Here is a 14,238-nt window from a genome sequence, read left to right as displayed (position 1 = left end):
GACCTACATCTCAGCTCTACCTCCCAAGCTCCAACTCTCCACCGCTCCACTCCTCTACCTCTCCACTTCTCTACCTCCACCGATCCGCTCCGGAGCCCGAAGGGCAGACCATGTCCCAGCTCGACCACGCCACCACCGCGAAGGCGTCCTCGGCACCCCACGGCACACCCCTCGAGACACCCCCGCGGGCGACCGCCACCCTCGCCGTCACCAGCGCCGCCACCGCCGTGGCCCTGATGACGTACACCGCGCCGATGGTCACGCTCCCCGACACCGCCGCCGCCCTGCACACCCCCGTCTCCGCCCAGGCCTGGCTGCTCAACGGCACCCCGCTCGGCCTCGCCGCGCTGCTCCTGGTCGCGGGCAGCCTCGCCGACGACTACGGCCGCCGCCGGATCTTCCTCTCCGGCACCATCGCCCTCGGCATCACCACCGCGCTCGGCGCACTCGCGACCTCCACCTGGCTGTTCACGCTGGCCCGGGTAGCGCAGGGCGCGGCGAGCGCCGCGATCCTCGCCAGCAGCCTGGGCCTGCTCGTCCACGCCTTCCCGACCGCCCGCGGCAGGCTGCACGCGACCGGCGTGTGGGGCGCGTTCGTCAGCGGCGGCATAGCCCTGGGCCCCGTACTCGCCGGCGGGATCGCCCAGACACTGGACTGGCGGATCGCCTACGCCGTCCTGGGCGCCGCCGCACTCCTGGTCGCCCTGCTGGGCACCCGGGCCCTCACCGAGTCCCGGGCCTCCCGGGGCGGCCGCCCCGATCTGGCCGGCGCCTTCACCTTCGGCCTGGCGCTGGTCGCCCTGGTGGCCGCGCTCACCCTGGGCCGGGACGGCTGGCTACGCCCGTCGGTGGGCCTCCTGCTGGCGGCGTTCGTCGTGCTGACGACGGCGTTCGTGTTCGTCGAGCACCGAACCCGTACCCCCATGATCGACCTCTCCCTGCTCCGCCACCGCGGCTTCCTCGCCTCCTCCGCGAGCGGTCTGTTCACCGGCCTCGCGGTAATCAGCCTGTTCAGCTTCCTGCCCGCGCTGCTCCAGCGGACCCTGGGCCTGTCCGCGCTGGACACGGCGTGGCTGTTCCTGCTCTGGTCCGGGCTGTCCTTCGCGGTCGCCCTGCAGGCGCGGCGCCTCGCGGGCCGGGTCTCCCCGCGCCACCAACTCGCCCTCGGTTTCGCGCTGCACGCGGTCGGCGTCCTGACGATGCTCGGCGCGCTCGACGCCGGTTCATGGACCCGCCTGCTGCCCGGCTTCCTCATCTCCGGCGTAGGCAGCGGGCTCCTCAACGCCGCGCTGCCGCTGGTCGCGGTCGAGTCCGTCCCCGCGACGCGCGCCGCGATGGGCTCGGGCGCGCAGCAGACGTTCCGCTACATCGGTTCGTGCGCCGGCGTGGCCCTGACCATCGCGATCGTCACCTCCACGGGCGGGCTCGCACACGGCGCGGACATCGCGATCGCGGTCTCGGCGGGGCTGGCGCTGGTGGCGGGAGCGATCGTGCTGGCCCTTCGGGACCGGGGCTGACGTTTTCCGTGGTCAACGGGGGCGCATGGAGGTCAATGTGCCCCACACCACGAGCCGATACCGTGAGGTGTACTCGGGCGTGCAGGTGGTGAGGGTGATGTAGTACCCCGGCGCGCTGTACCCGTAGGCGGGCCGAACGGTACTGCGCGGCACCTCCCGAATGACCCCTCCATCACTCGCGGACGTCTGCGGAAGCGTCTTGTCGACGACGTATACGTAGCGCCCGGCCGCGGTCTCGACGTCGATCTCGTCCCCCCGCCGCAGCCGGTTGATGTACCGGAACGGCTCCCCATGGGTGTTCCGATGTCCCGCGAGCGCGAAGTTCCCGGCCTGTCCGGCCTGTTGGGTGTGTGGGTAGTGCCCGACGTACCCCTTGTTGAGGACATCCTGCTTGCTGACACCCTCCGCGACGGGCACACGGAGACCGAGCCGGGGAATGGAGAGAACGGCGTACGCCTGCGACGACCGCGGCACCCCTTGATCCCGCCCACTCCCACCGGAACCGCCAGAACCGCCGGAACCGCCGCCGGAAGACGCCCCACCGCCCCCCGCGACCCCCGAGCCACTCCCCTCGCTCCCCGACCCCGACACGTCGGCAGCCCCCGCACCCGCCTCCCCCGCACCGCCCTTCCCGCTGCTCCCCCACTCCCTCTCCAGCGCCTGAACCTTCCTCTCGGCGCCCTCCCGGGCCTGCCGATTGGTCCACCAGAGCTGATGCACGACGAGCAGCAGGAGAACCACGCCAACGGTGACGAGAACCTCACCCCCGCCCCACACCATCCGCCGGTACGCGGCCCGCCGCCGTCGAGTGCGGTGGTCCATGACGCCGCGTCGCACGATGCCGGGAGCCCGCATACCGATGCCTCGCCTCCTCGACGTCTCGCCGCCTTGACGCCTATCCGCCTTGGCACCTAGCCGCCTTGACCGGGCCCGCAAGATAAGGGTTGCGCCCCGAACTCACCAGCCCCATGACCGCCCGATCCCTTCTTCCGCACTCAAGGGCGACGAAGAGATCCCGCCCTCTGGCCTGCAGGTATCTCTCCCTCGTACGACAACGGCAGTACGGTGTCCCCCATGCGCCCCGACACGTCTGCCGAGCACGTCGACCACAACGCCGAAGCAGCGCGCCTGGAGCGGACCGCTGGCCTCTACCCCGAGGACGCCGAACACCTGCTCGTGCAGGCCGCGGCCCACCTCGAACTGGCCGGCGACCGCCCCGGAGCCACCGCGCTCTACGACCGCCTGCTGGCGTCCTCGACGCCCCTGGAACACCCCCACCTGGTCCGCGCCCTCAAGGCGTCGAACCTGTGGGAGTACGGCCACGAGGCCGAGGCCCGGGCGATCATCGACGGCATCCGCGCCGCGTCCCCCCGCGACCCGGCCCCCTGGGTGATCGTGGCCGAGGCACTGGAGTCCCACGACGAACTGGAAGCGGCGCAGGAGACGTTCACCGCGGCCGCCCAGCTCCTCCTGTCGGACACGTCGGAGCCCCCGTACGCCACCTACCCCCTCCTCTTCGGCCGCCACCGCGTCCGCCGCATGCTCGGCGAGGCCCACGACAACTGGGACACCCTCGCCGACACCCTCCACTCGTCCTCGGTCTCCCTGGACGAACTCCACGACCCGAAGCGCGTCTGGTCCCTGGGCTCGGACAACCCCGCCGAACTCCAGGCGGAGATCTCCCGCCTGAGGGCGGAGCTGGGCACGTTCAGGGAGGCGCTGTCCCGCCCGTTCCCGGTGGCGATCCTCCACTGGCCGACGACCGAACTGACCGAACTCCTCACCGCGTACCCGTCCCTGTCCGCCGACTACCCGTCCCACGAGGAACACCTCGCGACGATAGAGGCATCGCTACGGGAACTGGCCGCTTCCGGCACCCCGAACCTCGGCATCGTCACGGGCACGGTCCCGTCCTACGAGGCCTTCGCCGCCTCGGAGGCGTCCTCCCCGTCGGACGCGACCCTGCTGCCGCAGTACGCGACGACTCTGGCGGCACGGGGGCTGGCGGTGGCGTGGCCGCCGCAGCGGGGGGTTGAGTGCTGGTGTGGGGCGGGGCGGGGTTATGGGGAGTGTCACGGAACCACTGACAAGTAACGAAACGTCCCGTCGTTGTCAGGGCTACTCCTGCCCTGACAACGACACCACCCGGATCAGGCTGCCCTGAGCTACACCGACCTGCTACGACAGGCCGGAGGCGGCAGCCTTTCACCCCCGCTCGAATCACAGCGCCTCATGGCGCAAACCTGATTCATGACACTCCCAGCCCCACAAGTTCAGCCGCGTGTGTCAACGATGGGGGAGTCGGACCGGCTCTTGTCGATGGCGCTGAAACTAATCGGGGGCCGTCCAGCCGCTGCGGTGGAGGCGGGTGCCACCAGGGAGAAGACCATGGCGACCTTCCCCGGGTCCACCTCTCCGTTCCGCACGACAGTCGAAGGATCATCCTCGATGACTGGGTAGAGGAGTATCGCGCCGCGTCGGTCTCGGGAGAACCGTTCCGTCACAGGGTCCGAAGTCGGTGGTGTGGCGCGGGCTATGCGTCGGGCCGTTGCGCGGTGCTTGCGGTCGCTGATGTAGCCGAAGATCTGGACACGACGGCGCTCGCGCTTCGAGAGAGCCAGAGGAACTGATCCGCGCACACTCGCTGATACGCCGCGGCCGGTCGCGTAGTGGGGGGTGATCAATAGCCAGTCGTCGATCAGGTGCGAGCTCTTGGCGATCTCGCGGAGGAAACGCAGGTGAGGGAGGAAGGGGGCGGCGTTCCACCAGCGGAGTTTCTCCAGCACCCCCATGAGCTCAGCATGAGAGACCGATGCTGTGAGTGCGGTGAGGTGGTAGTCCTTACCGTAGGCCTCGTCGTGGGTGGTGAAGGTATCAGGGGTCGTTGAGAGGCGCTCGAGAAGAGGAAGCCACTGTTCGGTGTTGTGGGCCAGGTCAACATGACTGAGCGGGTGGGCAGTCGGCTCGATGATCTGCCCCGGACCGGCTATCTCTTCGACCTGGGCGTTATACATCTTCGTGCGACTGCTGGGCTTGAGCCAGGGCAGGTGCTGGGACACCAGCGGAGGGATCTCTCGGGGAGTGACCAGCGGCTTGCCATCGACGAGTTCGGCGTACTGGGCGAGCTGATCGCGGAAGGTTTCCTCGTCGAGGCAGATGGCCTCGAATGCCTCGTAGAGGTCGACCGTGGACATGCTTGCCTTGGTGAGTTTCTCCGCGCGGCTGATGTAGAGGCGGACCAGGTCCTGGTAGCCGGGGCGGAAGCCGAACCAGCGCCCCATTTGCATGAGGGTGTCGGCCTGCTGGGTCGTGCGGCGGTAATAGGTGACCGTCAGGCCTTCGACGGTGAAGCCGCGGGAGAGTTTGGTGCCGCCGACGAGGATCTTCCAGACGTGGGGCTGGCGGTCGAAGTCGAGGTCGAGCTGGTCGAAATACTTGTCGCTGTCACCGTTCACGATGACGACCGGATTGCCCCCCTTGCGGATACGGCTGCAGGCCTGGCTAATGTACGGGCGGAGTTCGTCGTACGAGGCGGGAGCCGGTAGGTCGGCGGCGCGGGCCTGGGAGACCGGGCGGATGTCGCGCCGGAAGAGGTCGGCTAGGCGGTCGTGGCCGGTGGAGTTGGTGACGTAGCCGGCCTGGTGCCACATGGTGTTGAGGCGCAAGGCGAGTTCGGCGTGGTCGTCTTTGCGGACCGACTCGTGGACCAGCATGGTGTGGTGCCGGTATGGGCCGTCACCGACGCCGCGGGCCGCGCGGTAGAGCTTCATCGCGCCGGTGAGGACGAAGCTGTCCATGGCCTCTTGCATGGACTTGTCGTCGATCTCATCCGGGGAGTAGATGCCGCGGACGTGGGACTTGGCGCGAGAGTTGGCGTACGTACGCTCGTCGTACGGGATGAGGGAGTCCAGGTCGTGGAAGTCCTGGACGCCCATGTAGCCCTCGGGGCGGGGGAGCGAGATCAGGAAATCCCTGGGGAAGATGTCTTCGCTGTCGCTCGGGTCGATGAAGACATTCGCGAATGGGGTCGCGGTGTAGCCGACGTACTGGGAGCGCGGGAGCAACGTCAGCAGCTGGGCGATGCGAGAGTTGATCGCGGTGCGCTTGGGACGGTCTGATTCCCACTTCTTCGGGTCGGTGGTGTTGACGGACGCCTGGTCGGACTCGTCGTCGATGATCAGGGCAGGGAGTTCGCCGAGCAGGCCCTGAATCTGCTTGAGGTCCTTAATGAGTTTGTCGAGGACTGACTTATTCTTCTTGACGACCATAACGCGGGCGTCCGCGTGGTGGAGATTGCGCGGGTCGTACAGCGGGAGGCCGCGCTCGCGCTTCTCGAACTCGATGCCGCGGATGCCCTGGAGGAGGCTCTGGTAGTCCCGGTCGCGGGTGGTGAGGCGCTCGATATCGAAGGCGCTCAGGGCGGAGGGGCGTCCGCCGTGGGAGACAAACTGCGGCCACTCCTCGTCGTCACCGATGTAGTCGATGCCGACCAGCGAGTCGAGGTCCTCGGGGTCGGCACCGCGCAAGATGTTCTCCTGGCCGATCAGCTCCATGTCGAGGCGGCGCTGGGTCTGCTTGCGCAGGAGGTTCAAGGTGCCGCCGAGAATGATGACCAGGCGGTAGCCGGAGTCGATGGCCTTGGCGGTGACACCGGTGAAGTTCGCGGTCTTGCCAGACTGGACGTAGCCGACGACCAGGCCGCGTGCCTGGCGGCGGGAAACTTGCTCGGGGTCGGTGAGGCGCTCGACGACCGCGCGGCTGGCTTCGTCGAGGCCGGCGATCGCCCCGCTGCTCCAGCCCTTGGCGCGCAGTCGCTTCTCGTACGCGGGCCAGTAGAAGGCCCGCGCTTCGGCGCGTTCCCTGGTGTACCAGGGGGTGAACTCCGCGGTGATGGTGGTGTGGCCGGGCTTCTTGGAGACCACGACGGCGTTAGTCAGGGCCTTGCGTACGCCGTTTTCGAAGCCGAGGTGGCCGTATATCTCCGCGCGGCGTTCGTCGGTTCGGGGAGGTGCGGTGGCCCAGGCGGCCCGCTCTTCGAAGTCCCAGGAGGTGAGCTTGCGCTCCCACAGGACGGTCAGGGCATCCGACTCATCCGTCAGGCGCTGGCTGAAGGTGTCGTCCGCGAGGTCAGCGCAGGGAAAGTCCTCCGCCTCGGTCTCTGCCCGCTTCGCGAAGGGTTTGGGACCGCGGGTCATTCCGCCGAGGACAGCGGTGTGGATTTCCAGCAGTGCGTCGGTCACAGGATGCTGTCCTTCAGTGGGTGAAGCGTTCGCGCTGGGCGCTTACGGCAGCGAGCAGGATGGCGTTCCAGTAGTCGATCTGGTCGCTGCGCTTCTTCTCCCAGCGGGTGAAGCCGAACAGCTCCTCCAGCATGAGATAGAGCAGGGTCTTGGCGACCGGGGCGTCATTGGAGCCGCCGCGCTGGCCCATGTTGAAGGTGTCGCGGTGGCTCTTGTTGAGCTGGATGACACGCTTCTCACGGTCGAGGTCGAAGAAGCGGTCTTCCGGGAGTACGACCCAGGCGATGGCGATCGGGTCCTCGCCGGGCTTCTCCGGCAGTTCTTCCTGGATGACACGCTTGACCTTCGGGGAGAGGCCCTTGCCGGGCGGGATGACCGCCTTGCGCTTGACCTCGGCGCGGGAGGATCCCTCGCGGTATACGGCCTCTGCGTTTTCGAGATACGTACGGAAGGTACGGCCATGAACGTCCACGGCCTTCTCAACGCCTCTCGCAAAGGCCTGAGTTGCGTTGATCCCCTCCTTCTTCACGGTGAGGCTGAAGACTTGATTGGGGTGAGAGGGGAGATCAACTGCGATACGGGCGAGATTGAGATGCCCCTCGGCCGCGCCCCGCTGGCCGTTCCAGCCGCCGGCCTGGACCAGGCGGTCATTGCGGTAGAAGTAGAAGCCCTGACGCTCGGCGAGCGGGCCGATGAGCTTGTACTCGGCGCGCGGCGACTTGGGGGGCCAGATATGGGCGGTCAACTCCATATCGCCGACGCCCTCAACTGGTGCGGTGAAGGTACAGGGATAGCCCGCCTTGCCCGGAACCTTGTAATTGAATGGGTCGAGCGGCTCGACCTCGATGCTATCGAGCAGTTCACGGGTGTGTACGTTCTCCACAGCGATATCGATCCGCACATCCCCGCGGTCCAGGAAGCGGTGCAGGTAGAGGCCGAGGTGCGTTTCCAGCTTCTGGATTGCCTCGGAGAGGAAGCGGTCGGTCTGGCTGACCTCCACGGTCTCGAAGGTCCTGACCCGGTCCCAGCGCACGACTGTGCCCTGCCATTCGATGATCCCGTCGTAGCGGTCGAGGAGGGTCTGGGCGTAGTCCGGGGTGACGGTGTCACAGCGGTAGCCGTCCGCGAGGGAGGTGGAGGTCAGCTGGCGTCCGGCGGCGCGGCTGGTCTTGGTCCTACTGACGACGGTGAGGGCATCGGCGTGCGAGAGCGACGCAGCTTTGAGGCCGGTTCCGTACATGCCGAGGGCGTGGCTGCCGTACTCGCGGCGACGGCCGACGGTCATGGCGGCGTCGAGGCCCGGGTCGTTCATGCCCCGGCCGTTATCGACGATGAGCAGGCTGAGTAGCCGGTCATCGTCGCGGAGGAAGTGCACGACGACTTGACCGGCGCCCGCATCAAGGGAGTTGTCAATGAGGTCAGCGACGGCGACCTCGAAGCCATACCCCTGGTTCCGGAGAGCTTCGGCGTAACCGGAGTCAGGCGGGAGCCGCTTGCTTCCGCTGGTGGGGACGTCGTACTGCCAGTCGGCACCCGGCTCATAAGGCATGAATCTCACATGGATTATCAGGGCCGCGCGGGGCTGGGCGGACCATGTGAGCCCAGGAGGTGGCCAGGAGGGTAGAGATAAGTATGACGGTACTTCAACGCACCTGGCCTGGGTAGATGGTCCTGAACAGTGGGGCATAGTTCCCTAATCTCTGCTGGCGGGGCTCAGAGGGGATCGGCCTCTCTGCACCCGCTGTCAGCAGCCTCTGTTACACATGACACAGCTGTCTGAGCGATCAAGGGAGCCAGCGTGTCCGAGCCGACGGATCTGTCACAACCTGTCGCAGGCTTGTACGAGCAGCTCATCACGCTGCGCTTTGAGCAGCAGCTCAGGGAGCTTGATGGCCAAGGCTGGCGCCCGATCAGCGACGCTGTAGGTGCCGAATCCGTTCCTCACGTGCTGGCACGCCATGTCGCAGGGACGGTGAAGCGCGTACTGCAAGGCTTGCCGACCGAGGAGCGGGTGTACGCCGCAAACCACATCCTTGAGTCCATCAGCACCCTCGACGGAGCACGGGAGTGGGTGGATCTCGTGGCCACAGGCCCTCGCCAACTTCTCGCGCTGACAAGACAAGAGGCGCCCGGCGTCTTCGCTGTCCGTCCAGCCACCCCGCTGTCCGATACGGCTCTGATCACCAACCTCGATTCTTCCGAGGGCTGGCGGCGGCAGTGTGAGCGGCTGACTGCCTGATATGTCCCGTGCCGTGTCGGGACTGGCCGTCGCGTGACGCTGCGGGGCGTCGGGTTCCACGGGCCCGAGGGTGGTGCGGTCCTCTCGTTGTTGTCGGGTGGTGGCCGGCCGTCAGGTGAGGGCCGGAAGCTGGTGAGCGCGCTGCCAGGCGGTGGCGAACGCTGCCCCCCAGGGCCAGGTGCGGTCGAGGTGCAGGGTGCGCCGGCGGGCGTGGGAGGTGAGCCGGGCGGGCAGGTGGTACAGCTTCCTGCGGATCGTCTCCGGTTCGGCGGCGGCGAGTGCGGGCTCGTCGTGCAGGAGGAGGAGCCGGGTCCAGGCGTCGAGGTCGGCGGCGAGCGTGGCGGCCAGCACCCAGGCCATGTTGAGCTGCCAGGACTTCGAGGGCAGCAGCCCGAGGCCGACCCGCTTGATCGCTTTGACACGGTCCTCGACCTCGGCGTGATCACGGTAGAGGGCGTCGACGAACCACACCTGCCCGGAGCCCGGGGCCCCGGAGAGCCCTTGGCGGGCGGGGATGTTCGTGGCGACGATCTGGTAGCGCCAGCCGGTGCGCTTCTCGAACGCGGTCAGCTTCTTCGTATCCCGCCGCGAGGGCTTGACCCGGCGCACGATCAGCCGCATCCCGGCCGGCCAGCCGGTCAGGTCACGGACCCCGGTCAGCTCGGCGACCTGGTAGGACACCCATTCCCCATCGGGTCCCTTGATCTCGTGGAGTTGGCCGTCCTGCCGCAGTGCGGCCGTCCACACGTTCTCGGGCAGCAGCGCGATGGCCCGCTCGTCCGTGGCGTTGATGGCCCAGCCGGTCACCCAGCGCACCCGGCGCCGGCTGGTGGTCAGACTCTGGAGATGGTCCAGGACCTCGTGGCTGAAGGCCGCGCCGTCGATCCGCACCAGCAGCTTCGACCACAGCGGGAGCGGGAGCTGCCGAAACGCCGAGGCCAGGACGCTCTTGTGGTCGGCGACATCGTTCGGTGGCGCGTTGCCGGGCCGCAGCAGCATGGCGACGCACTCACGGGTGTTGGCCACCCACGCCCCCAGCGGCATGTGACCGAAGGTCCCCTTGAAGGTGCCCGCCGCGCCTTCCTTGCGGCTGGTGCAGGTCACGATGGTCGCATCCAGGTCCAGGACGTACCAGCCGGTCAGCTCCCGGCCGCACACCGAGATCCAGGGGAAACCGCCGGGCCGCAGGGCGAGCAGCGTCCACACCACGCGGCGTATCGCGGCACGGGCGCGTTCCACCCTGGCCGCGACCGGGGCGTCGATCGCGGCCAGGGCGCGGCGCAGGGTGCTGTCCGAAACCGGGCGCGGGAACACCGCACGCCAGTGGTACTGGAGTTGCTCGGCCTCCAGGACGTTCGTCGCGCCGAGCACGATCGCACAGGCCAGCTGGACCAGCGCCATGCCCCGGTCCCGCCAGCCCGGCCCGGTGCCCTTCGGCAACGCCGCACTCAGCGCGGCGGCCAGGCCGACGCGGTCGGCGACCTTCCGCAGCAGCACCACGCCCGCGTGGCCGATCAGGTTCTTGCCGTCGGCCCGCACGGCAAGCCGGTGATCCCATTCGGTAACCTGCACCTGTTGGGTGCCTCTTCTCCGCGACGTTCTTGATCTCAGCAGTCAGATCATCGCAGGTGGGAGGCACCCTTCTTCTGCCGGGACGTCAGATCACTTTCATAGCTGAATACATGAGGCCAACTCCCCGGACGATCCAAGCCTCGGCTTTGAGCTTCGTGCAGAGCTCGCCACAGCCGACCGCGTGGACTTGCTCTGCGCCTTCGTTAAATGGCACGGGCTACGCATCATCGAGCAGTCACTCAGAGCGGCTCACGAACGAAGCGTTCCCATACGTGTCATCACGACGACCTACATCGGGGCGACCGAGCGACGAGCGCTGGACAGACTTGTGAGGGAGTTCAACGCCGAAGTCAAGGTCAACTACGAAACGCGGACAACACGTCTCCACGCCAAGGCATGGCTCTTCCGCCGCAACAGTGGATACGACACTGCCTATGTCGGTAGCTCCAACCTCTCCAAGGCCGCATTGCTCGACGGCTTGGAGTGGAACGTCCGGCTGTCGTCCATCGCCACGCCTGACGTACTGCGGAAATTCGATGCGACCTTCGACGCCTACTGGAACGACCCGTCATTCGAGACGTACGACCCCGACGCTGACGGCACCAGACTCCAGGAGGCGTTGGCCATTGCGGGCGGAACATCATCCATCGCAGCCGCGGACCGCAGGATCACTCTGTCCGGCCTGGAGGTACGCCCATACCCGCACCAGCGCGACATGTTGGAGCGGCTGGACGTGGAGCGAGAGGTACACGACCGGCATCGGAATCTCCTAGTTGCCGCGACAGGGACCGGCAAGACGGTAATGGCGGCGCTCGACTACAAGAACCTATGCAAGAAATACGGCCGGGATCTGCGCCTGCTGTTCGTCGCGCACCGCAAGGAAATCTTGCAACAGTCGATGCGGACTTACCAAGACGTCTTGGTGGACGCGAACTTTGGCGAGCCACTCCACAGTGGGGAGATCCCGGAGCGCTGGACCCACGTCTTTGCCAGCGTTCAGTCGCTTAACGCTAGGGCACTGGATCAGCTCGACGCCGGCCACTTCGACGTGATCGTACTCGATGAATTCCACCACGGCACATCACCGACGTACCGAAAGATTGTTGATCACTTCCGGCCGATGGAGCTACTGGGTCTGACCGCGACGCCCGAGCGCATGGACGGTAGGAACATCCAGGACGAGTTCTTCGGCGGGCGCATTGCTGCCGAGATGCGCCTGTGGGAGGCCCTGGAGAACGAGCTCCTCAGCCCTTTCCACTACTTCGGAATCAGCGACAACACCGACTTGAGGGCGGTGGAGTGGAAGCGCGGCGCCTACGACGACGCCGCCCTGAGCAACGTCCTGACCGGCAATGACGCACGGGCACGACTCATCGTGAAGGCTGTAGAGGAGAAGCTCGTCGAGCCTGGCGCCATGCGAGCGCTGGGCTTCTGCGTCTCGGTCGCGCATGCCCACTTCATGGCCGAGTACTTCCGCTCCGCAGGCCTGAACGCCCTAGCGCTCTCCGGCGAGACTCCGGCCGAACAACGTAGGCAAGCCCTCGCTGACCTCAAGTCCGGCGCCCTGCAAGTGATCTTCTCCGTGGACCTCTTCAATGAGGGACTCGACATCCCCGACGTAGACACCCTGCTCCTCTTGCGCCCTACCTCCAGCGCAACCCTGTTCCTCCAACAACTCGGCCGAGGTCTTCGCCGGAGCGAGAACAAAGCGGTGCTCACAGTGCTCGACTTCATCGGACAGCACCGCAAAGAGTTCCGCTTCGAGAACCAGTTCCGGGCCCTGACGAACCTCACCCGCAAGCGGCTCCTGGACAACATCGAGCATGACTTCCCGCAACTCCCCTCCGGTTGCCAGATCATCCTTGAGGAGAAGGCCAAAAAGGCCGTCATCGACAACATCAAGGATCAGATCGGCGTCAACGTCACCGCCCTAGCCCGAGAAGTCGCGGCCTACGCTGAGCCTCGGCTGAGCACCTATCTCTATGAGAGCGGCCGCGAACTGAAGGAGCTGTACCGCGGCAATGGCAACTCCTGGACGGGACTGCTCCGGCGTGCCGGACTCCTCAAGGGCGAGCCTCCAGAGGGCGAATCAACTCTACTCAAGCGCGTTCCTGCCTTCCTCCACGTTGGCGACCCACTGCGCGTCGATGCGTACACCCGCATGTTGGAGGATGACGCCCCTTCGTACGGCGAACTCGACGAGCGGGGACAGGCCTACGCTCGGATGCTCTTCTTCCAGCTCTGGCCTCTCGGAGGCGTCACCCGCAAGGGATTCAAGGATTACGACACTGGCTTCGCAGCACTCCGAGACCAGCACGCCGTACGCAGCGAGCTTCGCCAAGTGCTTGAGTACAACCTCGCCCATACCGAGCACGTCCCGATCCCACTCCTAGGCATCGGCGGCCAAACTGGTCTCCCGTTGACTATCCACGCCTCCTACAGCAGAGAGGAGATCCTTCCCGCACTCGGCCAGTCCTACATCGGCGGCTTCATGCCGGGCGATTTCCGCGAGGGCGTGAAGTGGTGTGAGTCCGCGAAGACCGATGCCCTGATGATCACTCTGGACAAGGACGACAAGGACTTCTCTCCCCAGACCCGTTACCACGACTACGCGCTGAGCGAGACCCTCTTCCACTGGGAGTCCCAGAACCAGACCTCGGCCACATCCGCCACGGGCCTGCGCTACCAACACCACAAAGCCGAAGGCAGCCACGTCCTACTGTTCGTCCGCCGCTACAAGAGCACCGACATCGGCGGAGCCCAACCGTGGATGCTGCTTGGCCCGGCTGAGTACGTCGAGCACAAGGGGAGCAAGCCGATGGCGATTGCGTGGAAGTTGGCGCACGACATCCCGGCGGACGTGTGGACGTACTCCGCCATTGCCGCTGGTTGATCCTCACTCCTCACCTCCTCTCTGCTCCGCCTCCGACTCGAAGCGCATCTGGGCTCGATCGAGGGCTTCATCGGCATCAAGGCCATGCACGCGAAGCCAGTGGAGGAGGTCGGCGATGACGTCAATCGCCGCCTCCTGCGCTACGGCCACGCTCAGCGGGCTTGGAACCTGAGGGCCAGGTGTCTTCGCTGCGCCGTAGAAGCCGAGCATCGATCCTGTTCTTGCCACACGAGCACCCCCGCTGTGGCCATTGGGCGAGGTCAGTCCGGTGGACAGCTCGCACCAGGTGACCTTTCGGTCGGGGTGGAGTTGGATACCCCAGCGGTCGGCAATGGCATCGACGAGAGCCATGCCCCGCCCACCTTCGGAGTCGGCTCCCGCCTGGATGAGGGTTGGCAGGGCACGGGTGTCAGGGTCCTGAACCTCGATGCGCAAGTAGGTGCCGTTCATGGAGACGGCGAGCGTGGTCGGGGTGCCGGCGCCCACGTGCGTGATGACATTGGAAACCAGCTCGGTGACACACAGTTGGGCTGCCTCAGCAATCTCGTGCAAGCCCCAGAGTCCAAGGTGAAGCCGCATGACGCGACGCAGACCCGACACCTCCCTCGGTTCCGCTACGAACGGGATGTCCCACGGCTTCCTCGACACACAGCCCGCGCAGTCCATGTCTCAAGTCCTTTCCTTGCACGATGGATTGCGCTCTGCAATCGCCATCACACTGAGAGTTGCATTGGAACTCTCAAAATGGAACTCTCATCTTGTGATTGAGGAGAGCGA

The 14,238-nt window shown here is 66.5% G+C and carries 7 protein-coding genes and 2 pseudogenes; 4 read left to right on the top strand and 5 right to left on the bottom strand.

Annotation, left to right across the window (positions count from 1 at the left end):
* Positions 1–110: 110 nt before the first annotated feature.
* A complete protein-coding gene (locus tag OG819_RS18900; protein WP_266650494.1) occupies positions 111–1,517 on the top strand; it encodes an MFS transporter in 1,407 nt (468 codons plus the stop codon).
* A 12-nt stretch (positions 1,518–1,529) separates the two neighbouring features.
* Here OG819_RS18900 and OG819_RS18895 read toward each other — a convergent pair whose 3' ends face one another.
* Positions 1,530–2,339, bottom strand: a complete 810-nt coding sequence (locus OG819_RS18895; RefSeq protein ID WP_266650492.1) for a class E sortase — start codon at positions 2,337–2,339, stop codon at positions 1,530–1,532.
* Between the two features lie 252 nt (positions 2,340–2,591).
* Here OG819_RS18895 and OG819_RS18890 point away from each other — a divergent pair, with 252 nt between their 5' ends.
* Positions 2,592–3,611 (top strand): SEC-C domain-containing protein, encoded by a 1,020-nt coding sequence (locus OG819_RS18890; RefSeq protein ID WP_266650490.1) that lies wholly within the window; start codon positions 2,592–2,594, stop codon positions 3,609–3,611.
* Positions 3,612–3,790: 179 nt separating this feature from the next.
* Here the strand turns inward: OG819_RS18890 and OG819_RS18885 are convergent, their stop codons facing one another.
* Entirely contained in the window at positions 3,791–6,757 is a 2,967-nt protein-coding gene (locus tag OG819_RS18885) for a Z1 domain-containing protein (protein ID WP_266650488.1), read from the bottom strand.
* Positions 6,758–6,770: 13 nt separating this feature from the next.
* Positions 6,771–8,306: an ATP-binding protein gene (locus OG819_RS18880; protein ID WP_266650486.1), complete on the bottom strand. Its 1,536-nt coding sequence runs from the start codon at positions 8,304–8,306 to the stop codon at positions 6,771–6,773.
* A gap of 249 nt (positions 8,307–8,555) precedes the next feature.
* On the opposite strand from OG819_RS18880, the pseudogene OG819_RS18875 reads away from it, so the two are divergent.
* Positions 8,556–8,945, top strand: a pseudogene (locus OG819_RS18875) (DUF3427 domain-containing protein); the annotation flags it as partial.
* Between the two features lie 162 nt (positions 8,946–9,107).
* Here the strand turns inward: OG819_RS18875 and OG819_RS18870 are convergent.
* Positions 9,108–10,568, bottom strand: coding sequence for an IS1380 family transposase (locus OG819_RS18870; protein WP_266648810.1), 1,461 nt, complete (start codon positions 10,566–10,568; stop codon positions 9,108–9,110).
* Between the two features lie 118 nt (positions 10,569–10,686).
* Between OG819_RS18870 and OG819_RS18865 the strand changes: the two are divergent.
* A pseudogene (locus tag OG819_RS18865) lies at positions 10,687–13,461 on the top strand (DUF3427 domain-containing protein); the annotation flags it as partial.
* A 3-nt stretch (positions 13,462–13,464) separates the two neighbouring features.
* On the opposite strand, the gene OG819_RS18860 reads toward OG819_RS18865, so the two are convergent.
* A complete protein-coding gene (locus OG819_RS18860; protein ID WP_266650484.1) occupies positions 13,465–14,127 on the bottom strand; it encodes an ATP-binding protein in 663 nt (220 codons plus the stop codon).
* Positions 14,128–14,238 lie beyond the last annotated feature (111 nt).

This window comes from Streptomyces sp. NBC_01549 (assembly GCF_026339955.1).
GTDB lineage: Bacteria > Actinomycetota > Actinomycetes > Streptomycetales > Streptomycetaceae > Streptomyces.
The sequence above is the reverse complement of the archived record's forward strand: the minus strand, read 5'-3'. Positions and strand labels throughout refer to the sequence as shown.

Coding starts and splice junctions, on each gene's coding strand:
- OG819_RS18890 (WP_266650490.1), top strand. CDS start 2,592: ATGCGCCCCGACACGTCTGCCGAGCACGTCGACCACAACGCCGAAGCA.
- OG819_RS18895 (WP_266650492.1), bottom strand. CDS start 2,339: ATGGACCACCGCACTCGACGGCGGCGGGCCGCGTACCGGCGGATGGTG.
- OG819_RS18900 (WP_266650494.1), top strand. CDS start 111: ATGTCCCAGCTCGACCACGCCACCACCGCGAAGGCGTCCTCGGCACCC.
- OG819_RS18860 (WP_266650484.1), bottom strand. CDS start 14,127: ATGGACTGCGCGGGCTGTGTGTCGAGGAAGCCGTGGGACATCCCGTTC.
- OG819_RS18880 (WP_266650486.1), bottom strand. CDS start 8,306: ATGCCTTATGAGCCGGGTGCCGACTGGCAGTACGACGTCCCCACCAGC.